This is a genomic window from Streptacidiphilus sp. PAMC 29251, assembly GCF_054208735.2.
This window is the reverse complement of record NZ_CM135725.2, coordinates 9,185,733-9,211,624: the sequence shown is the minus strand read 5'-3', so window position 1 is coordinate 9,211,624 and position 25,892 is coordinate 9,185,733. Positions and strand designations below refer to the sequence as shown.

Here is a 25,892-nt window from a genome sequence, read left to right as displayed (position 1 = left end):
CGGCTTGCTGTCCTAGACACACAGATGCCCTCGGGGGGCACCATGACCGCACAGAACCGACCCCGGCTGACCGTCCGCCGGCAGGACACACCGACCTCCGCGCTGGTCACCCTGGTCGGCGAGATCGACCTGGACGCACTTCCGCTGCTGCGCGACGCGCTGGAATCCCGGCTGAGCGACGGGGTGCTGACCATCGACGTGGATCTGGCCGGGCTCTCCTTCTGCGACGTCAGCGGCCTCGGCGGCTTCCTCGGCGCGTCGGACCACGCCTCCGCCGCGGGGGTGTCACTGCTGCTGCACGAGCCGGGGCCGGCCCTGGTCCGACTGCTGCGGCTGACCGGGACGGGCTTCCTGCTGGCCGTGAAGTCGGCCCCGCTGAAGGTCTGACCCAGGACCCGGGACCCGGGACCCGGAGCCCGGAGCCCAGGAGACTCAGCCCGCCCCGCACCTGATCCTCAGTGGTGCGGCACGACCGCGACCGGGCAGTGGGCATGGTGCAGCACCTGCTGGGCCACCCGTCCGATCGGCGGGGCGAAGCGGTGCCGGCGACGCTCGGCGCCGACCACCAGCAGGCAGGCCCGGGTGGAGGCGTCGACCAGGGCCCAGGCCGGCTCGTGCATCCCGACCTCCTGGGTCACCGGCACCTCGGGGAAGGCCTTGCGGGCGGCGGCCACGACCTGGGCGAGCTCCTCGCCCTCCTCACGGTCGCGCTGACTCATGTCGCCGGGCGGCAGCGGGATGTATCCGCCCACGTTCGGCGGGTACTGCCAGGCCCGGACCACGACCAGCGGCGCACCGCGCCGTGCCGCCTCGGCGAAGGCGAACTCGACCGGCGCGCGTGCCTCCCCGTAGGCGGCCCCCAGCACGACCGGCGCGGGACCGGTGGTCGCGGCCGCCTCCGACACCTCGACGGCGTCCTCGGGACCACTGTGCTCCTGAGCACCGCGCAGGACCACCACCGGGCAGGGCGCGTGCGCGACCAGGCTCTGGCTGACCGAGCCGATCAGGATCGAGGAGAAGCGGTTCAGCCCCCGGGAGCCCACCACCAGCAGCTCGGCGTGCTCGGCCAGGCCGATCAGCCCCGTCGCCGCCCCCGCGGTCAGCAGGTCCACGTCGACCCGCAACTCGGGATACTCCTTCAGCACCCGGGCCTGCGCCGTGTGCAGCAGCTCGGCTGCCGCCGCGGTGACGCCCTGCGAGATGTCCCCCTGCTCCAGCACCGGAACCCCGTAGGGGGCGAGCACCCAGGAGTGGGCGATCCGCAGCGGCGCGCCGCGCCGGTCGGCCTCGGCCGCGGCCCAGTCCAGGGCCTGCTCGGCGTACTCCGATCCGTCGAATCCCACGACCACGCCGCGCTCCGGTGACGCGGATGGTGATGGTGATGCTGTCATCGCCTGCTCCTAGGATCTGAGTGGATGTCACTGGACTCAGCATGTCCGCGCGGAGCAGGCCCCCGGCAGGGCCCGAGGGTCCCGGGACCAGGGACCACTGGTCCCTTCTCCGCGCCGCCCGGAGGCCCAGCCGGCTCGCCCCCTCAGTACCGTGCCTCAGTACTGGCTGAGCAGCGCCGCGGCGTCGCGGGTCTCGTGCACATCGGCGGCGGCCGCCATCAGCAGGGCGGCCCGGGCCGGCTCGCACTCGGGCGGGACCACCAGCAGATCCCAGCGGCCGACCTTGTAGGAGAGCAGGCACAGGTCGCCGGGCTCCTGCTCGGGGCCGAACCAGCCCAGCCGCACCACATGCACGCCCACCGGCACCTTGGCCGGGAGCTCGGGCCAGGCGCCCTCGTGCACGGTGACCCTGGTGATCCGGCCCCAGGTCTGGTCGAGCCGGGTCACCAGCGCGGGCAGTTCGGCCGCCATGTCGCGGGACCGGGGCCACCAGGCGCCGTCCAGCCGGCCCCGGATCCTGGTCTCCGGCTTGAGCGACAGCCGGAGCTCGGGCGCCTGCCCAGCCTCCGGCGCGGGCCTGACGGCAACGGGGGCCTTGGGGCGGGTACTGATGGTGGTCACGGCGCGGACCTGCCTCCGGGCCGACGGGCGCCCGGTATCGTCGCTCGCCGGAGACGACGCCGCCAAACCGGCAGCGTGCGAAATGCCCTCGGTGCCGCCCACGCTACTCCGGTTGCGTGGTCACCGGTCGCCGGGACCGTACTGTGGGAGATCCACGGCAGGACCGCCGCCCGGCACCGGAGGCCCGAGATGATCATCCAGCCCGCCTATGCGAACGATCCCTGGAGCCTGCGCGAGTGCGCGCTCGACCTGGACTACCTGCCGCAGAGCGAGTCGGTGTTCGCGCTCTCCAACGGCCATATCGGCTGGCGCGGCAATCTGGACGAGGGGGAGCCGCACGGGCTGCCCGGCTCGTACCTCAACGGCGTGTTCGAGTTCCACCCGCTGCCGTACGCGGAGGCCGGCTACGGCAATCCGGAGTCCGGGCAGACCGTCATCAACATCACCAACGGCAAGGTGATGCGGCTGCTGGTGGACGACGAGCCGATCGACCTGCGCTACGGCCGGCTGCACCAGCACGAGCGGGAGCTGGACTTCCGGGCCGGGGTGCTGCGCCGCTCGTTCCGGTGGACCTCCCCGGCCGGACGCACCGTCAGGGTGACCTCGACCCGGCTGGTCTCGCTCACCCAGCGGGCCATCGCCGCGGTCGCCTACGAGGTCGAGGCGGTGGACAGCGACGTCAGGATCGTGGTCCAGTCCGAACTGGTCGCCAATGAGCAGTTGCCGCATCCCGGCGGCGATCCGCGGGTCTCGGCCGTGCTGGACTCGGTGCTGCAGCCCGAGGACCACAACGCCGACGAGGGCAGGCTGCGGCTGATCCACCGGACCACCCGCAGCGGGCTGCGGGTGGCGGTCGCCGCCGAGCACCAGGTCACCGGGCCCGAGGGCACCACGGTCTCCTCGGAGGCCGGACCCGACCTGGGCCGGCTGACCGTGGTCTCGATGCTGCGGCCCGGGCAGCGGCTGCGGATCGAGAAGCTGGTGGCGCACGGCTGGTCCGCGGTCCGCTCGCTGCCCGCCGTCCGGGACCAGGTGGACGCCGCACTGGCCGGTGCGGCGGACGTGGGCTGGGAGGGGCTGCTGGCCGAGCAGCGCGGCTACCTGGACGACTTCTGGTCCAGGGCCGATGTCGAGGTGATGGGCGACACCGGGATCCAGCAGGCGGTGCGGTTCGCGCTGTTCCATGTGCTGCAGGCGGGCGCCAGGGCCGAGGAGCGGGCGATCCCGGCCAAGGGCCTGACCGGTTCCGGCTACGACGGCCACTGCTTCTGGGACACCGAGACCTTCGTGCTGCCGATGCTCACCTACACCGCGCCGCGCGCGGTCGGGCAGGCCCTGCGCTGGCGGCACAGCACGCTGCCCGCCGCGTTGGAGCGGGCGGCGCAGCTGGGCCTGGCCGGGGCCGCGTTCCCCTGGCGGACCATCGACGGCGGCGAATGCTCGGCCTACTGGCCGGCCGGCACCGCGGCCTTCCACATCAACGCGGACATCGCCGACGCGGTGCTGCGCTACACCGCGGCCACCGGCGACCTGGCCTTCGACCGGGAGGTGGGGGCGGAGCTGCTGATCCAGACCGCCCGGATGTGGCACTCGCTCGGCCACCACGACCCGCACGGCGTCTACCACCTGGACGGGGTGACCGGGCCGGACGAGTACAGCGCGGTCGCCGACGACAACACGTACACCAATCTGATGGCCCAGCAGAACCTGCGCGGGGCCGCCGAGGCGGCGGAACGCAACCGCGAGGTCGCCGCCAGGCTCGGCGTCGACGACGAGGAGACCGCCACCTGGCGGGACGCGGCACGGCGGATCGCGGTGCCCTTCAACACCGAACTGGGGGTGCACGAGCAGTCCGCCGGGTCCACCGCCCACCAGGTCTGGGACTTCGCCGCGACCGCGCCGGACGAGTACCCGCTGTTCCTGAACTTCCCCTACTTCGACCTCTACCGGAAGCAGGTGGCCAAGCAGGCCGACCTGGTGCTGGCCATGCTGCTGCGCGGCGAGGCCTTCACCCCGCAGCAGAAGTCCGACAACTTCAGCTACTACGAGCCGCTGACCGTCCGCGACTCCTCGCTCTCGGCCGGCACCCAGGCCGTGCTGGCCGCCGAGGTGGGGCACCTGCGGCTGGCCTTCGACTACCTGGGCGAGGCGGCGATGATGGACCTCGCCGACCTGGAGCACACCACCAAGGACGGGCTGCACATCGCCTCGCTGGCCAACACCTGGATCGCGCTGGTGGCCGGCTTCGGCGGGATGCGGCAGCAGGGGGAGCGCATCACCTTCGCCCCGCGGCTGCCGGAGCAGCTCACCGGGCTGGCCTTCAGCGTCCAGTTCCAGCAGTGCAGCCTGCGGGTCGAGGTCTCCCACGCGGAGGCCGTCTACACCCTGCTGGAGGGGTCCGAGCTGGAGATCACGCACCACGGGACCCCGCTGACCGTGGCCAAGGGCACCCCCTGCAACGCCCCGGTGCCGCCGGCCGCCCCCGCCACGCCGGAACCCCGCCAGCCCACCGGCCGGGCCCCGCTCCGCCGCGTCTGAGCCGGGGCGCGGGGCCGGCCTGGCAGCGGGCTCAGCTGCGGGCCGGGCTGCGGGCCGGGCTGCGGGCCGGGCTGCGGGCCGGGCTGGCCGCTACCAGGCGTAGACGCGGGAGATGATGTCCTTGCGCGCGGCCTGGTCCGGGCCCGGATGGGTGATCACCACCGGCACCCCGTTGGGGTCGCGGCCCTCGACCCAGACGAAGCCGTCCGCCCGCTCGGTGACGGTGTGCGCGTCACGGTCCTTCAGGAACTGCTCGCAGCGCCGCAGTTCCACCTCGCTGGCGGCGGTCCAGATCGCGCAGTGCACCCCGACCCCGGACGGCAGGTGCGGTGCCCGCGGGCCGAGCGAGCGCAGATAGAGTTCCGAGCCGTCGGCGCCGACCAGCAGCGCGGCGGTGGGTTCGGCGAGGGTGACCCGAAGGCCGAGCAGCCCGGTGTAGAAGTCCGTCGACCGCTCCAGGTCGAACACGTTCAGGACGACGGACGCCAGGCGCATCCCGTCCGGTGCAGGTGTGGTGGATCCCATGCAGGTCTTCCCCTTCTCCGTCGCGGACCGGGCCTGTCCGAGTCTTGCATGCCGGGACGGGAATCAGCGGGATCGGGAAGTAGCCTGATCATCCCGATCGAAGGATGTGCGACCGCATGACGAAGCTCGGACTCCCGGACACCGTCCGCGCCTGCCTGTTCGACCTGGACGGCGTGCTCACCCGCACCGCGGTCATCCACGCGGCGGCGTGGAAGCAGATGTTCGACGCGTTCCTGCGCGACCGGGACGGCGCCGACTTCCGGCCCTTCGACCCGGCCGCGGACTACGACACCTATGTCGACGGGCTGCCCAGGGCGGACGGGGTGCGCTCCTTCCTGGCCTCGCGCGGCATCACCCTGCCCGAGGGCGCCCCGGACGACCCGCCGGACCGGGAGACCGTGCACGGGCTCGGCACCAGGAAGAACGACCTGGTGCTCAAGCTGATCAAGGAGCAGGGGGTCCAGGCCTACCCCGGCTCGGTGCGGTTCGTCGAGGCCGTGCGCAACGCCGGGCTGCGCCGGGCGGTGGTGTCCTCCAGCGCCAACTGCCTCGATGTGCTGATCGCGGCCGGGATCGCCGACCTCTTCGAGGTCCGGATCGACGGCGTGGTGGCGGCCGAACGCGGCCTGCCGGGCAAGCCCGCCCCTGACACCTTCCTCGCGGCGGCCCAGGAGCTCGGCGTGGCGCCCGAGGAGGCCGCGGTCTTCGAGGACGCCCTGGCCGGCATGGAGGCGGGACGGGCCGGCGGCTTCGGCCTGGTGGTCGGCGTGGACCGGGTCGGCCAGGCCGAGGCCCTGCGCAGCCACGGGGGCCAGGTGGTGGTCCGGGACCTGGCCGAACTCCTGGCCGACGGGCACTGAGCCCCGGGCCGGCCCACCGCGGCACAGGCCGTTCGGGGCCCGGCGCTGGGGGCCGGTCGGTCTGTCGCCAGGGCCGGTCGGACCCTGTGCCGGGGCCGGCTCCCGGCAGAGAGTGGGTGCTGTGCACCGGTCCCGCCGGGCGCGCCCCGACCCGCGGTGACCGCCGCCGCGCACCGAAGGAGTGAACGTCCATGCAGCACCGCACCGTCCAGGACGTGATGACCCACGAGGTGGTCACCGTCCGCCGCGACACCCCGTTCAAGACCGTCGCCCAGCTGCTCGCCGGCCACGAGGTGACCGCGGTGCCCGTGGTCGACGGCGAGCGCCGCCCGATCGGGATCGTCTCCGACTCCGACCTGCTCCGCAAGGAGCAGGTCCAGCCCGAGCCCGAGGGCCGCTCCCCCGTCCCGTGGCTGCACCCGCGGGACCGGGCCAGGGCCGAGGCGGAGACCGCCGAGGGCCTGATGAGCACCCTGCTGTTCACCGCCCGCCCGGAGTGGAGCGTGGTCGAGGCGGCCAGGACCATGGACGACCACCGGGTCAAGCGGCTGCCGGTGGTCGACGAGACCGGGGTGCTGGTCGGCATGGTCAGCCGGGGCGACCTGCTGCGGGTCTTCCTGCGCCACGACAGCGCGATCCGCGAGGAGATCACCCACGAGGTGCTGCAGCAGACGCTGCACCTCGCCGCCGACGCGGTGCGGGTGGAGGTGCTGGACGGGGTGGTCACCCTGCACGGCGAGGTGCGCCGGCGCAGCACCCTCCCCGTCGTGCTGCGGCTCTGCCGCACCGTCGACGGCGTGGTCGCGGTGCACAGCCTGCTCCAGCACACCCTCGACGACGGCGCCGACGCCGAACCGGCGGCCGCCCACCAGCTCCGCTAGGTCCGGCCTGGCCGGGACCGTACCGCTGAGTCGGCTACTGTCCCTAGCGAGGAGGAACTGCCGTGGAGGAGATCGAGGACGTGTCGGACGCCTATGACGTGGACAGCGCGGTCCAGCACGCCCTGGACCGGCTGACCACGCTGGCCAACGCCAACGACGCCCTCGGCAGCACCCTGGACGTGGAGATAGGGCTGCGGCGGCTGTGCCGCACCCTCGTGCCCGGCCTCGCCGACTGGTGCGCGGTCGACCTGCTGGACGAGCACGGGCGGCTGCACCGGCGCGTGGTCGAGCACCGTGACACCGACCGGGTCCCGACCGGACGCTTCGAGGCCGCGCTGCCGGAGCCGGAGGAGTCCTCCCCCGCGCCGCTGGCCCGGGTGCTGCGCGGGGCGGTGCCGCTGCTGCTGACCGACTTCCCGCCGGCCGACCAGGCCGCCGACCCGCTGCACGCCATAGAGCTGGAACTGTTCGCCAGGCTCGGCGCGTCCACCGCGGTGCTCGCGCCGCTCCGCTCCCGCGGCCAGGCGCTGGGCGTGCTGACCCTGGTCCGCAGCGGCGACGAGGCCCCGCTGGACGAGGACGACCTGCCGCTGATCGAGGACCTGGCGCACCGGGTGGCCCTCGCGGTGGACAACGCCCATCTGCACGCGCAGGTCCTGAACACCGCCGAGCGGATGCAGCGCTCGCTGCTGCCGGACCTGCCCAACAGCGGGGCGCTGGAGCTGGCCGCCCGCTACCAGCCGTCCCGCGACACCGCCGAGGTCGGCGGGGACTGGTACGACGCCTTCGTGCTGCCCGAGGGCGCCACCACCCTGATCATCGGCGACGTGGCCGGGCACGACCTGCGCGCGGCGGTCACCATGAGCCGGATGCGCAACATGCTGCGCGGCATCGCCTGCGACCGCAAGGAACCGCCGGGCAAGATCCTGGCCCGGCTCGACGCCGCCAACCACATCCTCTACCGCGGCCAGACCCTGACCTGCGTCTACGCCCTGGTGGAGAAGCTGGCCCCGGAAGAACCCTGGAAGCTGCACTACGCCGTGGCCGGCCACCCGCCGCCGCTGCTGGTCACCGCCGAGGGCGACACCCGCTACCTCAACGAGGGCCGCAGCCTGCTGCTCGGCGTGGACCCGGACCGCCTCCGCCCGGACGCCGCCGAGCCGCTGCCGCCGCGGTCCATCGTGCTGCTCTACACCGACGGCCTGATCGAACGCCGCGGCGAAGACCTGGACCGCGGCATGGCCCGGCTGCGCCGGCACGCGTCCGCGCTGGCGGGCGAACCGCTGGAGGTCTTCTGCGACGAACTCCTCGCCCTGGCCTCCGCCAGCACCGACGACGTCGCCCTGATCGCCGTCCGCGTCCCACCCGCCGGCACCGGCCCGGCCACCGCGACCGCCGACGACGCCTAGCGTCGCCGGCCGTTCGAATCCCGGACCAATCCGCTCCGCCCTCTGCCCCGAATCACCTTTCAGAGGCTCGATTCGATACGCCCCGGACCCCGGCGCTCGGCCTCTTCCCGTCCCTGATTCCGGCAGGCGGCGCATTCCGCACCCAACCTGCGGTCCCGGAGCCATCGACATCTGTGCACCACCACGCAGTTGGAGGAGAGACACGATGACGAACACGAAGAGGACCACGACCAGGGCCCTGGCCATGGCCGCCCCGGTGGCGCTGCTCGCGCTGCCGCTGGCGCTCACCGCCTCGTCGGCGAGCGCGCAGTCGCCCAGCAGCACCAGCGGCAGCACCACGTACATGGCCACGCTCAACCCGCTCAACCACGCCACCGGCTCGGGCATGCTGATGCTCCAGCTGACCGGGAACAAGGCCGTGGTCACCGAGGACGTGAAGGGGCTGGCCGCGACGTTCATGAAGGCGCCGTTCCCGCACGTGCAGCACATCCACATCAACGGGATGGGCATGTGTCCGACCACCTCGGCGGACAAGAACGGTGACGGCGTTGTCAGCACCACCGAGGGCGGCCCGGCCTACGGCGCGATCGGCACCACGCTGGGCCTGACCGGCGACACCAGCCCGGCGGCCGGCACCAACATCAAGATCGCGCCGGGCGGTGCGGCCTTCCACTACTCCCGCACCATCAACCTGGACGCGGCGACCGTGTCCTCGATCAAGGACGGCAAGGCCGTCATCGTGGTCCACGGCATCGACCCGACGACGCTGAGCGCCAAGGCCCAGGGCGAGCCCAGCGACCTGGTGCCGTCGCTGCCGCTGGCCGCGACCTCCCCGGCGCTGTGCGGGCCGCTGGCCGTCTCGCAGATGACCACGGTCCCTGGCGGTGGCGTGAACACCGGTGGCGGCGGGACCTCCGGCCTGCAGGACCCGTGGCTGTTCGCGACCGGTGCGGGCCTGGTGGCGGCCGCCGGTGGCGTCCTGGTCCTGCGTCGACGGACCAGCGTCGAGAAGTAGCCGGTCATGTCCTGGTTGACACGACTGTTCGGTAGTGGCCGCCGGCGTCTGCTGGCGTCGGTGGCCGCCCTCCTGCTGGTGGCAGCGGGAGGGGCGCTGGCCCTCGGGATGTCCAGCCAGCACCACGCGCCGCAGCCGCCGGCCTCGGCCGGGCTGCCGGCGACGGCCCTCCCGACTCAGAACCCGGCCGGCCGCCCCTCCATCGCTCCGGCCGTGCCCCCGCCGCCCTCCTCGGCGGCCCCGACCGCCCCGGCGGTGACTCCCGTCTCGATCAGCATCCCGGCCATCGGCGTGCACCACTCGCTGCTGAAACTGGGTCAGAACCCCGACGGCACCCTGCAGGTGCCACCGATGTCCGACGTCTCGGCGCCGGGCTGGGACCGCGACTCGCCGACCCCCGGCCAGGTGGGCCCGGCCATCATCCTGGGCCACATCGACGGCACCACCGGAGCGAAGGGCGTGTTCTACGCCCTGGGCGCACTCCGCCCCGGCAACACCGTCAGCATCACCCGCAGCGACGGCACCGTGGCGGTGTTCCGGATCGACGGCGTCAACAAGTACCCCAAGGACGCCTTCCCGACCCTGACCGTCTACGGCAACACCACCAACCCCCAGCTCCGGCTGATCACCTGCGGCGGCCCGTTCGACCACGCCACCCAGCACTACCTGGACAACACCGTCGCCTACGCCACCCTCACCAGCACCCACCGGGCCTGACCCCGACCCCGCACACGCAACGAACGCAACGAACGCAACGAGGAGGAGGAGACGATGGACACCCAGCCACAGAGCAACGGCGCAACCGGACCGCACCGTGGACGGCGGAGCAACCGCCTGCGCACCCTCGCCGCCGCCGCGGCGCTCGCGGCGCTGGCAGCAGGGGGGTGCGCCTCATGCGCCTCGGGCAGTGCCGGCACCCCCGCCGCATCCATGTCGCCGGGGATGCAGATGTCCGCCATGCCGCAGGCCGCCGCCGCGCCTTCGGCGACCGGGCCCTCGGCGTCCGGAACTTCGGCGACCGGGCCTTCGGCGACCGCGCTGATGGTGTGCGGGAAAGAGATCAAAGAGGCCGTCACCACGATCCTGGCGCCGCCGAAGGCGCCGACCACCACCAGCACCTGGGCCGACCACCTCTACACCTGCACCTATCACCTGCCGACCGGCCAACTGGTGCTGTCGGTCAAGGAATCCCCGGACACCGCGACCGGAACCGCCTACTTCGAAGCCCAGCGCAAGCAGTTGGGCACCACCACACCGCTGACCGTCGCCCAGGGCCTGGGCAACCCCGGATTCGAGTCCGCGGGCGGCACGGTGGTCATCCTCAAGGACGGCAAGACACTTCGTGTGGACGCCACCGGCATGCCGGCCGCGTCCGGACCGAACCAGCTCTCCCGGGCCGACCTGGCCTACGAGGTCGGCAGCGACGTCCTCGGCTGCTGGAGCGAATAACCAGAGACAAGGAGCAAGACATGTCCAGACTTCCGACTCGAGTCGCGCTCGCGGCAGCAGTGCTCCTGCTGGCCGTAGCCGGCTGCTCCTCGACAGCCGCCACCTCCACGCCGACGCCGCCCCCGGCGACGGCAACGGCGACAACCCCGGGCTCCGCGCCCGCCGCCGCGGCGGCGCAGATCGTGATCGACAACTTCGCCTTCAGCCCGGCGACCCTGACCGTGAAGCCCGGGCAGACCGTCACCGTGGTCAACCACGACTCCGCCACGCACACCCTCACCGCGAGCCCCGGCAGCGGCTTCGACACCGGTCCCATCAACCCGGGCAAGTCGGCGACGTTCACCGCCCCGGCCAAGCCCGGCAGTTACCCGTACGTCTGCACCATCCACGCCTCCATGCGCGGCACGCTGACGGTCAGTGAGAAATGACGGCCAGTTAGAAAGCACCACATGATCGCGGCCAGGCCGACGCCCTCCGGCGCGTCCTGGCCGCGATCAGCCATGGAGCCGGCCGGCTCAGCCGACGGGCGTGGCGACGGTGGCGAGGGTGGCGTCGCCGGGCGTGCCCTGCTCCGGCACCGGGCCGATCGGGATCGCCACGCCCGGGACGGCGCGCAGGACGCCCTCCGGCACATGGTTGGCCGCGCCGGCCGGTCCGGCACCGGTCACCGGCCTGACCGACACCGTGGCCGGAACGGACGTGGCGTGGCCGCCGGTGGCGGCGATCGCGGCGCCACCGGTCGCCAGGCTCGCCAGCACGGCGGCGGTCAGCACGACCGCGCCCCTGCGCTTCAGGGGCGTATTGAGACGGGTGCGAAGCTTCATGACAGGTCCTTCCAGACACTGCGGAGATCCCGGGCCGCGCCGCGGTCCGGGGGGAACAGCTGGAATCCTGTCGGGGAGCCGCTGAAGCGCCGCTGAAGATCCTGAAGACCGCCTTCAGCTGTTGCCCGCGGGCGCTTTCACCAGGCCGGGTCGGGACGTTTCAGGGCCCGGCCGACCAGCACCGTGTCCACGTTGTCGACGTCGAGTTCGGCCAGGTCGTGGGTGATGAAGTGGTAGAGGTGGTCGAGGTCCCGCAGCCAGACGGCGATGTTGAGGTTGCCAGGGCCGGTGGTGGCCATCGCCCCGTGCACGGCGGGGTGCGCGGCCAGCAGCCGCCCGGTCCGGTCCAGCCGCGCGGGCGGCACCCGCATCCGCAGGTTGGCGTCCACGCCGAGCCCGAGCCGTCGCGGGTCGACCAGGACCTGGGTGTGCACCTGCCCCTGCTCGAACAGCGCGGTCAGTCGGCGCCGGACGGTGGACTCCGGGTGCCCGGTGGCGCGGGCGACGGCGGAGGCCGACATCCTGGCGTCACCTGCCAGGGCGGTGGCGACCGCGCGGTCGATCCCGTCGGCCTCGCGGACGCCTCCCCGGTCCGGCCCCGGTGAAGGCTGGGGCGACCGCTCGGGGGTGAGCCGGCGGCGTTCGTCCGGGGTGAGCACGTCAAGCCGCCAGTCGCCGGCGACGGCGAAGACATGGATGACGGTCTCGGCCTCGACCGAGGTCACCGCGGTGGTGGCGGGGAGCTGCCGGAAGACCAGCCGGTCACGGTGGTCCCGGTCGGCCAGCAGGACCGCGATCAGCTGGTCGCCGCCGGCCGACACGTCGACCAGCGGGATGTCCTCGCGGGCGGCCAGGGCCCGGGCGACGGCGTCGACCTTGCCGCGCAGCACCCGGATCCGCAGCAGCATCACCCCGTCCGGGGGCGGCAGCGGCGGCGAGGCGACCACCCGTACGCCGCCGTCGCCGAGCAGCGCGGCCCAGCGCCGGGCGACCACGCGGGTCGGTAGGCCGAGCACCTCGGCCGTCCGCTCGGCGGTGACCCGGCCGTCGCACTGGAGCGCCGCGATCAGCCGCCGATCCGTGGCATCGACGACATGGTCACCCATGGGAAAGGACATAGTGAACAGTATCGCTCATCTATTCAGGCGAGAGCAGTGCTCTCCGCTCCCCCGCTGTCAGGGTGGACCTCATGAACGACACACTGATCCTGATGAGCAAAGCCGCCCAGGACGCCGCCGCCCTGCTGCCGCAGCGGACCGGTCCGGACCGGTTCGACAGCTGGCCCGGCTTCAAGGCCGCCTTCGACGCGATCGACCTGCCCACCTCGGCCCTGCTGCGGGAGCGGTTGGAGGCCGCCCGCCCCGGCACCGCCTGGGCCGAAGACGCCGACGACCTGGACCAGGGCGGCGAGCGCTGGGTGGTCGACGCCGTCGACGGCGCCGTCCAGTATCTGCAGGGGCTGCCGCAGTGGTCGGTCAGCATCGCCCTGGTCCGCAACGGCCGCCCGGTGCTGTCCGTGCTGCACAGTGCGACCCTCGGCCGCACCTACACCGCGGCGCTGGGCGGCGGGGCGTTCCTGGACGGGGTCCCGGTCACCCCGTCGGTCAAGACGGACCTGTCGCTGGCCCTGGTCGCCACCAGCCACCCGCCCTTCGTCGGCCGACAGCCCGAGGCGGTGGCCGGCGCCGGTCGGGCGCTGTCGCTGCTGCTGCCCGCGGTGGGCGCGGTCCGCAACCTTGGCCCCACCTCCTGGCAGGTGGCGGACGTGGCCTCGGGCCGGGTCGACGCCTTCTGGGAGTACGGCCGCGACGCCGACAACCTGCTGGCCGGAGCCCTGGTGGCGACCGAGGCGGGCGTCCTGGTCACCGACACCGACGGCAGCCCCTGGCACCCGGACTCCCCCGGTTTCCTGGCCGCCCCGCCCGCCCTGCACTCCCAGCTGGTCCGCCTGCTGGGCACGCACCTGGACAGATGAAACCGGGCCCGGCGTCATCGACGCCGAGCCCGGCCCAGTTGCTGTCATCGACCGGCGGCGACGAGGTTCCGCCCGCTGGTGGCGGTGGCCGGCAGCCGGGAGGCCCGGATACCCATGCCCACGGTGCGCATCAGCAGCATGGCGACGGCCATGAAGATCAGTCCGTCGGTGATGGCCGCGCCGGTGACCTGGTGCACGATGCACCAGTGGGTCAGCTGGCTGGAGAACCAGTGCGCGGAGCCGTAGGAGAAGGCGGCCCTGGCCCCGATCACCAGGATCCACAGCAGTGCGTAGGGGCCTGCGGCCCGGCTGGCCGGCTTTCCGGTCTCCGGGTTGCGGTAGACGTGCATCAGACCGAGCGCGGCCAGTCCGCCGAGGATGCCGGCGGCCACCGCGGCGAGTTCGATCGACAGGCCCGTACCGCTGGTGACCGGTCGCTCGATGAACAGAGGAATGATCGCACCGGCGATCAGCGCCGGGCGCAGGATCCGCATCGGGCCGATCTTGCGGGCCTGACCGAGGTCGCTGTGGAGCACCGCGACCAGCACCGCACCGTTGACGATCATTGCCTGGGTGACTTCGGACATCATGGCGTGCTCCCTAGGAGTGACTCGGTCCCTCGTTGATGCCCTAACCTTCGCGTCGTTCGCCGCCCGCCGGATCGGAGCAGGGGCTGGTCCGCGGTATGAGGCGGGCCACGGCTCTGGTACCAGGCGGTACCAGGCCGGGCCCGTGGCTCTCAACCCTGGACCCGCCCCACGGGCGGACGTGGTGGTACCGGGCCCGTCCGTAGCGTCGGGACCGTCGACATCGGGGCCGGTCCACGGTCAGCGAGTCGGCGGAAGCGCCGAAAGCGCAAGCGCGGAAGTGGGAGCGTCTCGTGTCCGGTCTGGAAATCCTCGCGGTCATCGCCGTCATCGGCTTCGTCATCTACCAGCAGGTGATCGGACAGTTCGTCCGGGGGAAGCGGGCGGTGCTGCTGCCGGTGATCCTCACCGTCATCGGCTTCACCGACCTGCACGGCAGCGGCGGCACGCACCTCAAGCCGGCCGACATCGTCTGCCTGGCCATCGGTGCCGCCGGCTCGGTGGCGATCGGCCTGGCCTTCGGCGCGATCACGCACCTGGAGTCCCGCGACGGCGTGCTGTGGGCGAAGATGCCGAAGTCCGGACTGTGGCTCTGGGCCGGGATGTTCGCCTGGCGCGGTGTCATCTTCGTACTGGCCACCGCGATGCACGCCCCGGTCGCCGCGTCGGCCTCGACCCTGCTGTTCACGCTGGGACTCAACCGGCTGGCGCAGGCCGCCGTCATCCTGCCCCGTGCCATCGCGGCCGGCATCCCCTTCGCCCCGGAGAAGGACGGCAAGACCTTCCTGGCCGGCTCCTTCAACCGCCGGTGAGCCCGACCGACCAGCCGCGCACCGGCCCCTGCGCACCAGCCCCCCGCGCACCGACTCCCCACCCACCGGCCGCCCGGGCCAGGACCGGCTGCGCAGCTGGCCTGCCTGGCCAAGCGATACTGTGACCATGCGCCAACTCCTCTGGGTCGCCCGCGTCGCCGGATTCGCCGTGGTCGGGCTGCTGGCGCTGCTCGGCACACCGCGCGGACCCCTGGCCCGGCCGATGCTGATCGCGGGATTCTCCCTGCTGGCCCTAGGGCTGGTGGCCTGGGCGCTGATCGACCTGCACCCGGCCGGGGCCAGATACCGCGAGCGCTGGCTGCCGGTGGCCCTCGGCCTGATCGCCGTCGCCGCCGGATTCAGCTCCACCATCGGCGGGAACAGCGACAGCGCGGTGTCCTACGCCATCGTGGCCACCGTCGCCGCGGGCAGCGAGATCAGCCTTCCGGCCGGGCTGGCGGTCTCCGCGGCCGGCATCCTGGCGATCGAGGTCGGCGCGGTGGTCTACGGCGAGGGCTTCGGCACCCTGGCCGGTTTCCCGCTGCTGCTCCTGCTCGGGCTGCTGACCGGCCGCAACCGCAGCGCCTACCGGATCCAGGCCGAGCAGTCCGCGGCGCTGCTGGCCCAGTACGAGCGGTTGCAGGCGGAGCAGCGCCGGGCCGATGTGCTGGACGAGCGCACCCGCATCGCCCGCGAGATCCACGACGTGCTGGCCCACTCCCTCGGCGCGCTGGGGATCCAGATCCAGGCGGCCCGGGCGGTGCTGGAGGACCAGAAGGACATCGACCACGCGGTGGAGATGCTGACTGCGGCTCAGCGGATGGCCTCCGAGGGCCTGGTCGAGACCCGGCGGGCGGTGCACGCCCTGCGGGTCGACATGCTGCCGCTCAGCGAGGAGCTGACCCGGACCGTCGACACCTACCGGCAGCGCTACCGGGTGGCGGCAGGCTTCAAGACCAGCGGCGTCCCCCGCCCGCTGCCGCCCGAGGCCAACCTCGCGCTGCTGCGGATCGCCCAGGAGGCGCTGATCAACGCCGCCAAGCACGCGGAGGGCCGCCCGGCCGCGGTCCGGCTCGACTACGGCGACCAGGAGGTCCGCCTCACCGTGGTCAACGACCTGCTCCCGGGCCGGGCGGCCGGACCGGCCGTCGAGGGCGCCCGGACCGGCCCGACCGGCGGCGTCAACGGCGGCTACGGGCTGACCGGTATGCACGAACGGCTGCGGCTGCTCAACGGCACCCTCACCGCGGGCCCGCAGAACGACCAGTGGGCCGTGACGGCCCTGCTCCCGCTCCCCCCGGGGCCCCGACCAGAGGACGCAGTTCGATGACCGCCAGCCCCGCCGGCACTCCCGCCGCCCGTACCCCCGCTCCGCTCCGCGTCGTCGTCGCCGACGACCAGGCCAGCGTCCGCGAGGGCCTGGTCCTGCTGCTCGGCGGACTCCCCGACATCGACGTGGTCGGCGCCGCCGCGGACGGGCAGCAGGCGCTGGAACTGGTGGCCGAGCACCGGCCCGACGCGATCCTGCTGGATCTGCACATGCCGGTCCTCGACGGCATCGGGGCCACCCGCCGACTGGCCGCCGAGCACCCCGGCGTGGCCGTGGTCGTGCTCACCACCTATCTCGACGACAGCTCGGTCCTGGACGCCCTGCGGGCCGGCGCGCGCAGCTATCTGACCAAGGACGCCGACCGCACCGACATCGCCCGCGCCCTGCACGCGGCGGCCGGCGGCCTGGCCGTGCTCGACCCCCGGGTGCAGGCCACCCTGCTCGCCGCCACCGCGGCCCCCGCGCCGCCCGAGCCGTCCGAACCGGCCGCGGCGCAGGCCCCGGCGCCCGACGGCCTGACCCATCGTGAGCTGGAGATCCTCAGCCTGATCGCCCGCGGGCTGACCAATCCGGAGATCGCCCAGCGGCTGTTCCTGAGCAACCACACGGTGAAGACCCACATCAACCGGATCTTCGCCAAGACCGGCTCACGCGACCGGGTCGCCGCCATCAACTACGCCAACCGGCACCAGCTCGGCTGACCCGGTTCCACCAGGCCGATTCCTCGAGGCCGCGCAGGCCAACAGCCTGACTCCGCCACAATCTCGTCCCAAAACCTAGCCAAGCTAAGTTTTCGCGAGTACGGTCACAACACCCCACGCCAACCCCGTGGGATTCGACCCGGAGGAGTTAGACAACGATGTCAACCAAGCGCTCAGCCGCGTGTGCTTGTGCCTCTGCCCTGATCGCCGTCACGCTCGCCGCGTGCGGCAGTTCCGGATCCGCCGGCTCCACCGCGGCCGGTAGACCGAGCACGCTGTCCATCGGCGTTCTGTACTCGGACGTCAACTTCAACCCCTGGCTGTCCCCCAACGGGAACAACGGCAGCCTGAACTACACCACCGCCGTCTACGACTCGCTCACCCGGCTGACCGGCCCGGACAAGGTCTCGCCGAACCTGGCCACCGGCTGGACCTACGTCAACCCCAGCACCCTGCAGATGACGCTGCGTCCGGATGTGAAGTTCAGCGACGGCGCGCCGCTGGACGCCGCGGCGGTCAAGGCCAACTTCGACTACGCCAAGACCGCCTCGCCGGCCGGCGCCCTGAACGCCTTCGTCGCCGGGCTGACCACCACCGTGGTGAACCCGACGACCCTGCGCTTCAGCTCGCCGATCCCGGACCCGACCTGCCCTTCGACCTGGCCACCGGCGCCGGGTTCATCGTCGACCCCACCGCGCTGGGCAAGGCCGCCCAGCTGTCCACGACCCCGAGCGGCAGCGGTCCCTACACCCTCTCCACCAGCGGGACGACCGCCAACCAGCAGTACACCTTCCTGCGTCGGGCCACCTACTGGAAACAAGTCGGCCTACCCGTACGACAAGGTCGTGCTGAAGATCTACTCCTCGACCCAGGCGATGGACGACGCGCTGCGCTCGGGCCAGATCCAGGCCGAGCAGGGCGACACCACCACGCAGAAGGGCGACAAGGCGGCCGGGCTGAACACGGTCGTCGGGCAGCAGAACACGGTGGTCGGCGTCTGGCTCAACGACCGGTCGGGGAAGCTGGTCAAGGCCCTCGGCGACGTCCGGGTCCGGCAGGCCCTGAACTACGCGGTCGACCGCAAGGCCATCATGGCGGCCGCCTTCGGCGCGGACGGCACCCCGTCCTCCCTGGTGGTCGGCCCCGGCGCGGACGGCTACGCGGCCAACTCCGCCGCCTCCTACCCCTACGACCCGGCCAAGGCGAAGGCCCTGCTGGCCGCCGCCGGCTACCCGAACGGGTTCACCCTGCCGCTGCTCAGCACCAGAGCGGCGACCTGATGGCCCAGGCCGTGGCCGGCTACCTGCGCGCGGTGGGCGTCACCGTCAAGATCTCGGACCACAACACCGACTTCGTCCAGCAGGCCTACTCCGGCACCCAGCCGGCCATGGTCTTCGAGTTCGGGACCCAGCCGGTGGCGCAGGCGATGGCGCAGCTGCTGTCCCCCACCGGGGTGGGCAACCCGAACCACTCCACCGACCCGCAGCTCGACGCGCTGCTCACCACCTCGCTCAGCACCTCCGGGGCAGCCGCCACCACCGCGGTGAACCAGCTGGTGGGCCAGGTCAACCAGCAGGCCTGGTTCCTGATGATCGGCTCCTTCGGGCTGCCCTACGCGACGGCCAAGAACGTCGCCTGCACCGACCTCGGGCCGCTGATCTGCACCCTGCCCTCGCTGCACCCGGCCGGCTAGGTCCCCAGTCACCCGCCCCGCCCCGTCCACCCCTCGGAGGCTGTCATGTGGAGCGTCGCCGCCCGCAGGATCCTGCTGGCGATTCCCCTTCTCCTCATCGTGCTGACGGCGACGTTCCTGCTGCAGCAACTGATTCCGGGAGACCCGGCGTCATACGTCCTGGGCAACTCGTCCAGCGCCGCCCAGCGGCACCAGCTCGACGAGTCCTTCGGACTGCACCGCCCCCTGCTCACCCAGTACCTGTCCTCCTTCGGCGACGCGTTCCGCGGCGACCTGGGCAGGTCCTGGGTGAACGGCGGCACGGTCGCGCACACCGTGACGGCGGCCCTCCCGGCCACCCTGTCACTGGCCGTGCTGGCCACCCTGGTCGCCTTCGTCCTCGGCACCGCGCTGGGCACCTGGGCCGCGCTGCGGCAGGGCGGCCCCGCCGACCGCGCGGTGCAGCTGTTCGCCGGGGCGGCCAGCGCCGTCCCCAACTTCTGGGTCGCGGTCGGCCTGGTCTACCTGCTGGCCATCAGCGGCAGGGTGCTGCCGGCCACCGGGTTCGTCCCGTTCAGCGAGTCGCCGGGGCTGTGGCTGCAGTCCCTGGTGCTGCCGGTGCTCGCCCTGTCCGTCCCGGCGCTCGGCCCGGTCGTGCTCCAGGCGCGCAGCGCCATGGCCGACGTCCTGGGCAAGGACTACATCCGCGCGCTGCGCGCCCTCGGACTGCCGACCCGGCGGATCGTGCTCAAGCACGCGCTGCGCAACGCGGCCGCGCCGGTGGTGACCACCATGGGCTTCAGCCTGATCGGCCTGCTGGCGGGCACCGTGCTGATCGAGCAGGTCTTCAACTTCCCGGGCCTGGGCAGCGTCCTGCTGACCGCGGTGCAGGCCCATGACATCCCCGTCGTCCAGGGCACCGTGGTGTTCTTCGCGGTCGCCGTCATCGTGGTCAATCTCGCAGTCGACCTGGGCGTCGCACTGCTCAACCCCCGGGTGCGCCAGGCATGATCACCATCCCCTCCCCCACCCCCGCGCCGCAGGCCGCACCGGCCGCCCGGACCCGGCCCGCGACGCCGATCGCCCGGGCCGCGCGCTCGCTGCTCCGCTCCCCGGTCGCGGTGCTCGCGCTGGCCTGGCTGGCGCTGATCCTGGTGGTCAGCGTGCTGGCCGGCCACTTGGCACCGGACGACCCGCTGACCCAGGACCTGACCCGGCTGCTGCAGACCCCCTCGGGCACCCATCTGCTCGGCACCGACTCGCTCGGCCGCGACGTCCTCTCCCGGCTGATGCACGGCGGCGGGACGATCCTCTGGGGCGCGGCCGAGGCCTCCGCCGTGGCGGTGGGCCTCGGCCTGCCCGCCGGGCTGATCAGCGGCTACCGAGGCGGCCTGGTGGACACCCTCACCTCCTGGATGACCGACCTGGCCTTCGCGGTGCCCGCCTTCGTGGTGCTGGTGGCGGTGGCGGTCATCTACCCGGACAACACCGTGCTGCTGATGGCGGTGCTCGGCGTGCTGATGGCCGGTGCGGTCACCCGGCTGGTGCGCAACTCCACCCGGGCCGTGCGGGACGAACTGTTCGTGGACGCCGCCCGGGTGTCAGGACTACGGCCGCGGGCCGTGATCCGGCGGCACATCATGCCCACCGTCCTCGCGCCGGTGGTCATGCTGTCCGCGTCCAACACCGCGACCGGCGTGCTGCTGCTGTCCTCGCTGTCCTTCCTGGGCCTCGGCGGATCACCGGAGACCCCGTCCTGGGGTCAGATGATCTACGAGGCCTCCCAGAACATCGGGGTCGACCCCTGGCTGATGGTGCCGCCAGGACTTGTGCTGGTGCTGACCGTGATGTCCTTCAACGTCATCGCCAGCACCACCAGGGACGCCCTTCCCGGCAGCAGCCCGGCCCGGACCCTGATCCGACTGAAGCGCCGCCCGAAGTATGTGGTGGAACCGCCGCATTCAGACGAAGCGTCAATTGACGATCCCTCAGCAGCGGTTCCTGTGCTGGACATTGACCGATTGGTCATCGGCTTCAGCGTCGCCGACCGGATGCTGCCGGTGGTCGACGGGCTCAGCCTGCGGATCGCCCCCGGCCAAACCCTGGGCGTCGTCGGCGAGTCGGGCTCGGGCAAGACCGTGACCGCGCTGTCGGTGCCGGGCCTGCTCCCGCCGGCCGGACAGGTGATGGCCGGATCGGTGCGCTTCAAGGGCGAGTTGCTGACCGGGCGCACCGAGCGCCAGCTGCGAGACGTCCGCGGCACCGGCATCGCCTATGTCGCCCAGGAGCCGATGGCCGCGCTGGACCCGTCCTTCACGGTCGGCAGCCAACTCGGCGAGGCACTGCGGCACTTCGGCACCGGTCGGGCAGCCGCGAAGGAACGGACCGGTCAACTGCTGGCTGACGTCGGCATCAGCGATCCGGCCCGGGTGGCGCAGAGCTTCCCGCACCAGATGTCCGGCGGCATGGCGCAGCGGGTCGCCATCGCGCTGGCGCTGGCCGGCGATCCGGACCTGATCGTGGCCGACGAGCCGACCACCGCGCTGGACGTCACCGTGCAGGCCGGGATCCTCGACCTGTTCCGCGATCTGGTCGGCGACGGCCGTCGGAGCCTGCTCCTGGTCACCCACGACCTGGGCGTGGTTGCGGACATCTGCGACACCGTGGCGGTGATGTACGCCGGGCAGATCGTCGAGCAGGGGCCCACCGCGGAGGTGCTGCGGGCTCCGCGCCACCCCTACACCATGGCCCTGCTCGACTCCGCGCCCACCATGGGCGCGGTCGGCCGGCTGCACGCCATCGACGGCAGCGTGCCCGCACCCGGCACCTGGCCGCAGGGGTGCAGATTCGCCGACCGCTGCCGCTTCGTCCAGGACGCCTGCCGCACCGCCCCGCTGCAACTCCTGCCGGTCACAACGGAGTTCCGGGGCCCGGAGGCCGAACGCCGCCTCACCCGCTGCCTGCGCAGCGACGACATCGCACTGGAGTCCGCCGTATGAGCGCGCTGCTGGAGATCGAGGACCTGCAGGTCGAGTACCGCCGCTCGCGCCGGCGGCCGCCACACCGCGCGGTCGACGGGGTCAGCATCACCGTGGCGCCGGGCGAGGCGGTCGGCCTGGTCGGCGAGTCCGGTTCGGGCAAGAGCACGATCGGCCGCGCGGTGCTCGGCCTGGTCGCGCCGACCGCCGGACGGATCCGCTTCGACGGCGCCGACATCACCACCGTGCCCGCCGAACGGCGCGGCGGCATCACCGCGGACCTCCAGGTGGTCTTCCAGGACCCGTACGGCTCGCTGAATCCGGCCCGCACCATCGGCCAGATCCTCACCGAGCCGCTCACCGCCCACCGGGCGCTGACCCGTGCCGCCGCGGACGAGCACGTCGAGCGGCTGCTGCGCCAGGTCGGGCTGCCCGCGGACGCGCTGGACCGCTATCCGGCGGCCTTCTCCGGCGGCCAGCGCCAGCGGGTGGCCATCGCCCGGGCGCTGTCCACCGGCCCGAGGCTGGTGATCTGCGACGAGCCGGTCAGCGCGCTGGACGTGTCGACCCAGGCCCAGGTGCTGAACCTGTTCGCGGATCTGCGCGCCGAGTTCGGGCTGGCGTATGTGTTCATCGGGCACAACCTCGCCATCGTGCGCAAACGCCTGCGACCGGATCGTGGTGCTCTACCAGGGACGGGTGATGGAGAGCGGCCCCGCGGACACCCTCACCACCACCCCCGCGCACCCCTACACCCGCGCCCTGCTGGCGGCGGCCCCGGTCGCCGACGTGGAGGAGCAGCGCAGGCGCCGGTCGGCCCGGCAGGCCGTCTCCACCCCGGCCCTGGGCATCGGCTCCTCCCTTGGCCTGTCGGAATCCGGCACCGGAGATTCCTGCCGCTTCGCCTCGCGCTGCCCCTACGCCGAGGCCGTCTGCACCACCCGTCGGCCGCTCGACCGCGAGGTCGGCGACTCCACCGTCGCCTGCCACCTGTACGACCCCGGCTCCGGCCACACGCTGGCCGGCGGGGCCGGCACTGGGGCCGGGGCCGTGACCGGCGCCCGGGCCGGCGGCAAACAGGCCGCCCCCACCGCAGATCCCCGAACCGGGAGGAACTCATGACCACGGTCAACGGCACCACCATCCACGGCTTCGCCGACGAGGGCTTCGGAGCGGTGGCCGACGCCTTCGCGGAGAACTTCCGCCTCGGCGAGGAGCTCGGTGCGGCCTGCACGGTCCAGCACCGCGGCCGGCTGGTGGTCGACCTGCACGCGGGCGTCGCCGACCGCCGTACCGGCCGGGACTGGACCGAGGACACCCTCGTCCTCGGCTTCTCGGTCACCAAGGGCCTGATCGCCCTCTGCGCCCAACTGGCGCACCAGCGCGGCCTGCTGGACCTCGACGCCCAGGTCTCCACGATCTGGCCGGAGTTCGCGGCACACGAGAAGCAGGACATCGTCATCCGCGACCTCTTCAGCCACCGCTCAGGGCTGATGGCCCTGGACGCCGACCTCACCCTGGACGACGTGGCCCAGTGGTTCCCGGTCATCCACGCCATCGAGAAGCAGCGACCGCTGTGGCGGCCGGGATCGACCTTCGCCTACCACGCGCTCACCTACGGCTGGCTCACCGGCGAGGTGCTGCGCCGCGCCACCGGGATGCGGCCCGGCCCCCTGGTGCAGCACTTCCTCGCCGAGCCGCTCGGCCTGGAGGCCTGGATCGGGCTGCCCGAGGAACTGGAGCCCCGCGTCGCCCGGATGGAGCCGCCGTCCCCGTCGACCGATCCCGGCGCCCTGGCCTGGGTGCGGATGGCGATGGAGATGCCCGCCGTGGTGCGGTCGATGACCCTCGGCGCGGCCTTCCCTCCGCTGCTGCTCGACGACAGCAGCCCCGGCGACTTCAACTCCCGTGCCGTGCGCGCCATGGAGATCCCCGCCGCCAACGGTGTCCTGAACGCCCGCTCCCTGGCCAGGCTCTACGCCGCCGCGGTCTCGGAGACGGGCCACCCGCAACTGCTGGACGAGGCGAGCATCACCGACGCCCTGACCGTCCGCTCCCGCGGCGAGTCCTGGCCGGGGGCGCTGACCGCGCCCGGGATGCGGTTCTCCACCGGGTTCATGGTCAACGGCATCCCGCACCGCCCATTGCTCTCCAATGCCTCCTTCGGCCACGACGGGGCCAGCGGCAGCCTCGGCTACGCCGACGCGGTCCACCAACTCGGCTTCGGCTACCTCAACAACCAGATGGCCGGCGCCACCGACCAACGAGCCAACCGCCTCACCGCGGCCCTGCGCCGGAGCGTCGGCGCCTGACCCCGCCCCCGCCAACTCCCTCGGCTGACGACTTGGTGCGTAATTGCCTCGCGCACGGGCTACCCCACCCTCTACCCTCGCGGCCATGACATCGGACGATGTGCCTGAAGGCTCCCGGAACGCCATCAGGGGTGGTGAATTGGTGATCCGTCAGGAGACAGCTGACGATCACCGAGAGGTACGCGAGGTTCATACCCGCGCCTTTGGTGACGGCGAGCGGGTGCCCGGGCTCGTGGAGGCGCTTCGGGTCGCGGAGGCTGCGTTGGCGCCGATGTCCTTCGTCGCCACCCTTGACGACCGGGTGGTCGGGCACGTCCTGTTGAGCGCGACCCGGTTGGACGCTCCGCGCCGGATCGTGGACGTCCTGTCGCTCTCACCGCTGGGCGTGCTCCCGGAGTTCCAGCGTCGGGCCATCGGCACCCGGCTCATCGCGTGCGCTCTCGCGGCGGCTGACAGCCAGGGAGTGCCGCTGGTATTCCTGGAGGGCTCGCCGCGCTACTACAGCACCCGCGGCTTCGAGGCCGCCGCGGCGGCGGGCTTCCGCTCACCGTCGCTGCGGATCCCGGAGCCCGCCTTCCAGGTCGCCCGGCTGTCCGCCCACAAGCCGTGGATGACGGGCACCTTCGTCTACTCGGAGGCCTTCTGGGCCTTCGACTGCGTCGGCCTCCGCGACCCTGCCGCCTGAACGCGGCGGACAGGTCCGGCCTGCGGGGGGGGTGTCAAGCCCGTCAGCCCCCTGGCGGATTGGGGGGGTGGGCCGCAGCGCGGGCCACGAGGTGCGTTCCTAGTGTGGTGCTCGTACCGCGGTCGCGGTGCGACGGTCACCCACGGGGAGTCTTCCACCAATGATCAGGACCTTGCGTTCAGCTGCGACCGCGATACTGGCCACCGTACTCCTCACCGCGGTGGCCATCCCGTCGGCCGAAGCCAGTTCCGCAGGCCAGAACGCGTTGCAGAAGCAAGTGGACGCGGTACAACACACCGGAACCGTCGGTGTGCTGGCCGAGGTGACCGGCCCGCGTGGAACCGCTTACGCCACCACCGGACAGGCCGACATCGCCACCGGGGCGCCGGTACGGGCCGCTGACGAGTTCCGCATCGGCAGCGCCACCAAGACGTTCGTCGCCACGGTGGTCCTGCAGTTGGCCGCCGAGCACCGGCTCTCCTTGGACGACACCGTCGCGCACTGGCTGCCGGGCGTGGTGTCCGGCAACGGCAACGACGGCGGCAGGATCACCGTCCGGGACCTGCTCCAGCACACCAGCGGGCTGTACAACTACGCCGAGGACTTCCCGGAGATCGCCTCGAGCGCTGCCTTCGAGGCCGACCGGTACACCACGTACACGCCGGGGCAACTGGTGGCCATAGCGATGCGGCACAGGCCCGACTTCGCCCCGGGCACCAGCTGGGAGTACTCCGACACCAACTACATCCTGGCCGGCATGATCATCCAAAAGGCCTCCGGACACACCTGGCAGCGGGAGGTCCTCGATCGGATCATCCGGCCGCTGGGCCTGCGGCACACCATCGCGCCCGGCACCGACCCGTCCATCCCCGGCGCGCATCTGCACGGCTATTCCGGCTTCGGCTCCGGACCGGCGATCGACGTCACCTCGGCCGACATGACCTATGCCGGTTCGTCGGGAGCCATGATCAGCACGACCGCCGACCTGATCCGCTTTCACCAGGCTCTGCTCGGCGGCCGGTTGCTGCCTGCCGCCGAGCTGGCCGAGATGGAGACGACCGTGCCGGCCCACGCATTCGACTCCCTGTGGCCCGGTGCGCGCTACGGCTTGGGATTGATGTGGATGCCGCTCAGCTGTGGAGGAGGCGTCTACAGTCATGGGGGTGACGTCCCCGGCTACACCACCCTTGACGGCACCACTCCCGACGGGCGACACGCCGCCCTGGTCGAAGCGACCGGCGACGGTGACACTGGCGGCCTGGCCACCCAGCACGCCATGGTCGCGCTCGTGGACCAGCAGATGTGCGCCGCCGAGCCCAGGAAGTAG

The 25,892-nt window shown here is 72.5% G+C and carries 27 protein-coding genes and 1 pseudogene; 22 read left to right on the top strand and 6 right to left on the bottom strand.

What is annotated here, in order from left to right; translation table 11 throughout:
* Positions 1–42 precede the first annotated feature (42 nt).
* Positions 43–387 (top strand): STAS domain-containing protein, encoded by a 345-nt coding sequence (locus ACXKR8_RS43990; protein ID WP_458270135.1) that lies wholly within the window; start codon positions 43–45, stop codon positions 385–387.
* A gap of 68 nt (positions 388–455) precedes the next feature.
* On the opposite strand, the gene ACXKR8_RS43985 is transcribed toward ACXKR8_RS43990, so the two are convergent.
* Together ACXKR8_RS43985 and ACXKR8_RS43980 are read right to left on the bottom strand one after the other, a co-directional pair.
* A complete protein-coding gene (locus tag ACXKR8_RS43985) occupies positions 456–1,391 on the bottom strand; it encodes a universal stress protein (protein ID WP_458270134.1) in 936 nt (311 codons plus the stop codon).
* A gap of 156 nt (positions 1,392–1,547) precedes the next feature.
* Positions 1,548–2,012, bottom strand: a complete 465-nt coding sequence (locus ACXKR8_RS43980; RefSeq protein ID WP_458270133.1) for a DUF5994 family protein — start codon at positions 2,010–2,012, stop codon at positions 1,548–1,550.
* A 189-nt stretch (positions 2,013–2,201) separates the two neighbouring features.
* On the opposite strand from ACXKR8_RS43980, the gene ACXKR8_RS43975 reads away from it, so the two are divergent.
* Positions 2,202–4,550 carry a glycoside hydrolase family 65 protein gene (locus ACXKR8_RS43975; RefSeq protein ID WP_458270132.1) on the top strand — a complete coding sequence of 783 codons (2,349 nt, stop codon included), beginning with the start codon at positions 2,202–2,204 and terminating at the stop codon, positions 4,548–4,550.
* A 90-nt stretch (positions 4,551–4,640) separates the two neighbouring features.
* Here the strand turns inward: ACXKR8_RS43975 and ACXKR8_RS43970 are convergent, their stop codons facing one another.
* A complete protein-coding gene (locus tag ACXKR8_RS43970) occupies positions 4,641–5,075 on the bottom strand; it encodes a VOC family protein (protein WP_458270131.1) in 435 nt (144 codons plus the stop codon).
* Positions 5,076–5,191: 116 nt separating this feature from the next.
* On the opposite strand from ACXKR8_RS43970, the gene ACXKR8_RS43965 reads away from it, so the two are divergent.
* From ACXKR8_RS43965 to ACXKR8_RS43935, 7 genes are all read left to right on the top strand, one after another.
* A complete protein-coding gene (locus ACXKR8_RS43965; protein ID WP_458270130.1) occupies positions 5,192–5,935 on the top strand; it encodes a beta-phosphoglucomutase family hydrolase in 744 nt (247 codons plus the stop codon).
* Between the two features lie 191 nt (positions 5,936–6,126).
* Positions 6,127–6,816: a CBS domain-containing protein gene (locus tag ACXKR8_RS43960; RefSeq protein ID WP_458270129.1), complete on the top strand. Its 690-nt coding sequence runs from the start codon at positions 6,127–6,129 to the stop codon at positions 6,814–6,816.
* A 62-nt stretch (positions 6,817–6,878) separates the two neighbouring features.
* Entirely contained in the window at positions 6,879–8,225 is a 1,347-nt protein-coding gene (locus ACXKR8_RS43955; RefSeq protein WP_458270128.1) for a PP2C family protein-serine/threonine phosphatase, read from the top strand.
* 205 nt (positions 8,226–8,430) lie between these two features.
* Positions 8,431–9,240, top strand: a complete 810-nt coding sequence (locus ACXKR8_RS43950) for a hypothetical protein (protein ID WP_458270127.1) — start codon at positions 8,431–8,433, stop codon at positions 9,238–9,240.
* A gap of 6 nt (positions 9,241–9,246) precedes the next feature.
* On the top strand, positions 9,247–9,957 hold the full coding sequence (locus ACXKR8_RS43945) for a class F sortase (RefSeq protein ID WP_458270126.1): 711 nt from the start codon (positions 9,247–9,249) through the stop codon (positions 9,955–9,957).
* 54 nt (positions 9,958–10,011) lie between these two features.
* Positions 10,012–10,689 (top strand): hypothetical protein, encoded by a 678-nt coding sequence (locus ACXKR8_RS43940; protein WP_458270125.1) that lies wholly within the window; start codon positions 10,012–10,014, stop codon positions 10,687–10,689.
* 20 nt (positions 10,690–10,709) lie between these two features.
* On the top strand, positions 10,710–11,117 hold the full coding sequence (locus ACXKR8_RS43935) for a cupredoxin domain-containing protein (RefSeq protein ID WP_458270124.1): 408 nt from the start codon (positions 10,710–10,712) through the stop codon (positions 11,115–11,117).
* Positions 11,118–11,204: 87 nt separating this feature from the next.
* Here the strand turns inward: ACXKR8_RS43935 and ACXKR8_RS43930 are convergent, their stop codons facing one another.
* Both ACXKR8_RS43930 and ACXKR8_RS43925 read right to left on the bottom strand, forming a co-directional pair.
* Positions 11,205–11,513, bottom strand: coding sequence for a hypothetical protein (locus tag ACXKR8_RS43930; RefSeq protein WP_458270123.1), 309 nt, complete (start codon positions 11,511–11,513; stop codon positions 11,205–11,207).
* Between the two features lie 137 nt (positions 11,514–11,650).
* Positions 11,651–12,631, bottom strand: coding sequence for an Lrp/AsnC family transcriptional regulator (locus ACXKR8_RS43925; RefSeq protein ID WP_458270122.1), 981 nt, complete (start codon positions 12,629–12,631; stop codon positions 11,651–11,653).
* 71 nt (positions 12,632–12,702) lie between these two features.
* Here ACXKR8_RS43925 and ACXKR8_RS43920 point away from each other — a divergent pair, with 71 nt between their 5' ends.
* Positions 12,703–13,488, top strand: a complete 786-nt coding sequence (locus ACXKR8_RS43920; RefSeq protein WP_458270121.1) for an inositol monophosphatase family protein — start codon at positions 12,703–12,705, stop codon at positions 13,486–13,488.
* Positions 13,489–13,532: 44 nt separating this feature from the next.
* On the opposite strand, the gene ACXKR8_RS43915 is transcribed toward ACXKR8_RS43920, so the two are convergent.
* The gene (locus tag ACXKR8_RS43915; RefSeq protein ID WP_458270120.1) at positions 13,533–14,078 is read right to left on the bottom strand and encodes a hypothetical protein; all 546 of its coding nucleotides are present in this window, start codon (positions 14,076–14,078) and stop codon (positions 13,533–13,535) included.
* Between the two features lie 290 nt (positions 14,079–14,368).
* On the opposite strand from ACXKR8_RS43915, the gene ACXKR8_RS43910 reads away from it, so the two are divergent.
* From ACXKR8_RS43910 to ACXKR8_RS43855, 12 genes and pseudogenes are all read left to right on the top strand, one after another.
* Positions 14,369–14,887, top strand: a complete 519-nt coding sequence (locus ACXKR8_RS43910; protein ID WP_458270119.1) for a hypothetical protein — start codon at positions 14,369–14,371, stop codon at positions 14,885–14,887.
* A 127-nt stretch (positions 14,888–15,014) separates the two neighbouring features.
* Entirely contained in the window at positions 15,015–16,217 is a 1,203-nt protein-coding gene (locus ACXKR8_RS43905) for a sensor histidine kinase (RefSeq protein WP_458270118.1), read from the top strand.
* Positions 16,214–16,918 carry a response regulator gene (locus ACXKR8_RS43900; protein WP_458270117.1) on the top strand — a complete coding sequence of 235 codons (705 nt, stop codon included), beginning with the start codon at positions 16,214–16,216 and terminating at the stop codon, positions 16,916–16,918. Before ACXKR8_RS43905 ends, ACXKR8_RS43900 begins: the two co-directional genes overlap by 4 nt.
* Positions 16,919–17,076: 158 nt before the next feature.
* Positions 17,077–18,198, top strand: coding sequence for an ABC transporter substrate-binding protein (locus ACXKR8_RS43895; protein WP_462100100.1), 1,122 nt, complete (start codon positions 17,077–17,079; stop codon positions 18,196–18,198).
* The gene (locus ACXKR8_RS43890; protein ID WP_462100099.1) at positions 18,198–18,611 is read left to right on the top strand and encodes a hypothetical protein; all 414 of its coding nucleotides are present in this window, start codon (positions 18,198–18,200) and stop codon (positions 18,609–18,611) included. Before ACXKR8_RS43895 ends, ACXKR8_RS43890 begins: the two co-directional genes overlap by 1 nt.
* A gap of 45 nt (positions 18,612–18,656) precedes the next feature.
* Positions 18,657–19,601, top strand: coding sequence for an ABC transporter permease (locus tag ACXKR8_RS43885; protein ID WP_458270115.1), 945 nt, complete (start codon positions 18,657–18,659; stop codon positions 19,599–19,601).
* On the top strand, positions 19,598–21,589 hold the full coding sequence (locus ACXKR8_RS43880; protein WP_458270114.1) for a dipeptide/oligopeptide/nickel ABC transporter permease/ATP-binding protein: 1,992 nt from the start codon (positions 19,598–19,600) through the stop codon (positions 21,587–21,589). Before ACXKR8_RS43885 ends, ACXKR8_RS43880 begins: the two co-directional genes overlap by 4 nt.
* Positions 21,586–22,056, top strand: a pseudogene (locus ACXKR8_RS43875) (ATP-binding cassette domain-containing protein); the annotation flags it as partial. The gene ACXKR8_RS43880 and the pseudogene ACXKR8_RS43875, both read left to right, overlap by 4 nt.
* A gap of 136 nt (positions 22,057–22,192) precedes the next feature.
* On the top strand, positions 22,193–22,690 hold the full coding sequence (locus ACXKR8_RS43870) for an oligopeptide/dipeptide ABC transporter ATP-binding protein (protein ID WP_462100725.1): 498 nt from the start codon (positions 22,193–22,195) through the stop codon (positions 22,688–22,690).
* Positions 22,687–23,880 carry a serine hydrolase domain-containing protein gene (locus ACXKR8_RS43865; protein ID WP_458270112.1) on the top strand — a complete coding sequence of 398 codons (1,194 nt, stop codon included), beginning with the start codon at positions 22,687–22,689 and terminating at the stop codon, positions 23,878–23,880. Before ACXKR8_RS43870 ends, ACXKR8_RS43865 begins: the two co-directional genes overlap by 4 nt.
* 142 nt (positions 23,881–24,022) lie before the next feature.
* Complete coding sequence (locus tag ACXKR8_RS43860) at positions 24,023–24,565, top strand: GNAT family N-acetyltransferase (protein WP_458270111.1); 543 nt, start codon at positions 24,023–24,025, stop codon at positions 24,563–24,565.
* A gap of 160 nt (positions 24,566–24,725) precedes the next feature.
* Positions 24,726–25,892, top strand: a complete 1,167-nt coding sequence (locus tag ACXKR8_RS43855; RefSeq protein WP_458270110.1) for a serine hydrolase domain-containing protein — start codon at positions 24,726–24,728, stop codon at positions 25,890–25,892.

Bases quoted from the DNA above. Each gene is read 5' to 3' on its own strand.
- ACXKR8_RS43890 (WP_462100099.1), top strand. From the start codon at position 18,198: ATGGCCCAGGCCGTGGCCGGCTACCTGCGCGCGGTGGGCGTCACCGTC.
- ACXKR8_RS43865 (WP_458270112.1), top strand. From the start codon at position 22,687: ATGACCACGGTCAACGGCACCACCATCCACGGCTTCGCCGACGAGGGC.
- ACXKR8_RS43920 (WP_458270121.1), top strand. From the start codon at position 12,703: ATGAACGACACACTGATCCTGATGAGCAAAGCCGCCCAGGACGCCGCC.
- ACXKR8_RS43905 (WP_458270118.1), top strand. From the start codon at position 15,015: ATGCGCCAACTCCTCTGGGTCGCCCGCGTCGCCGGATTCGCCGTGGTC.
- ACXKR8_RS43965 (WP_458270130.1), top strand. From the start codon at position 5,192: ATGACGAAGCTCGGACTCCCGGACACCGTCCGCGCCTGCCTGTTCGAC.
- ACXKR8_RS43945 (WP_458270126.1), top strand. From the start codon at position 9,247: ATGTCCTGGTTGACACGACTGTTCGGTAGTGGCCGCCGGCGTCTGCTG.
- ACXKR8_RS43930 (WP_458270123.1), bottom strand. From the start codon at position 11,513: ATGAAGCTTCGCACCCGTCTCAATACGCCCCTGAAGCGCAGGGGCGCG.
- ACXKR8_RS43895 (WP_462100100.1), top strand. From the start codon at position 17,077: ATGTCAACCAAGCGCTCAGCCGCGTGTGCTTGTGCCTCTGCCCTGATC.
- ACXKR8_RS43960 (WP_458270129.1), top strand. From the start codon at position 6,127: ATGCAGCACCGCACCGTCCAGGACGTGATGACCCACGAGGTGGTCACC.
- ACXKR8_RS43900 (WP_458270117.1), top strand. From the start codon at position 16,214: ATGACCGCCAGCCCCGCCGGCACTCCCGCCGCCCGTACCCCCGCTCCG.
- ACXKR8_RS43855 (WP_458270110.1), top strand. From the start codon at position 24,726: ATGATCAGGACCTTGCGTTCAGCTGCGACCGCGATACTGGCCACCGTA.
- ACXKR8_RS43880 (WP_458270114.1), top strand. From the start codon at position 19,598: ATGATCACCATCCCCTCCCCCACCCCCGCGCCGCAGGCCGCACCGGCC.
- ACXKR8_RS43985 (WP_458270134.1), bottom strand. From the start codon at position 1,391: ATGACAGCATCACCATCACCATCCGCGTCACCGGAGCGCGGCGTGGTC.
- ACXKR8_RS43940 (WP_458270125.1), top strand. From the start codon at position 10,012: ATGGACACCCAGCCACAGAGCAACGGCGCAACCGGACCGCACCGTGGA.
- ACXKR8_RS43970 (WP_458270131.1), bottom strand. From the start codon at position 5,075: ATGGGATCCACCACACCTGCACCGGACGGGATGCGCCTGGCGTCCGTC.
- ACXKR8_RS43915 (WP_458270120.1), bottom strand. From the start codon at position 14,078: ATGATGTCCGAAGTCACCCAGGCAATGATCGTCAACGGTGCGGTGCTG.
- ACXKR8_RS43990 (WP_458270135.1), top strand. From the start codon at position 43: ATGACCGCACAGAACCGACCCCGGCTGACCGTCCGCCGGCAGGACACA.
- ACXKR8_RS43885 (WP_458270115.1), top strand. From the start codon at position 18,657: ATGTGGAGCGTCGCCGCCCGCAGGATCCTGCTGGCGATTCCCCTTCTC.
- ACXKR8_RS43925 (WP_458270122.1), bottom strand. From the start codon at position 12,631: ATGTCCTTTCCCATGGGTGACCATGTCGTCGATGCCACGGATCGGCGG.
- ACXKR8_RS43870 (WP_462100725.1), top strand. From the start codon at position 22,193: ATGTGTTCATCGGGCACAACCTCGCCATCGTGCGCAAACGCCTGCGAC.
- ACXKR8_RS43975 (WP_458270132.1), top strand. From the start codon at position 2,202: ATGATCATCCAGCCCGCCTATGCGAACGATCCCTGGAGCCTGCGCGAG.
- ACXKR8_RS43935 (WP_458270124.1), top strand. From the start codon at position 10,710: ATGTCCAGACTTCCGACTCGAGTCGCGCTCGCGGCAGCAGTGCTCCTG.
- ACXKR8_RS43950 (WP_458270127.1), top strand. From the start codon at position 8,431: ATGACGAACACGAAGAGGACCACGACCAGGGCCCTGGCCATGGCCGCC.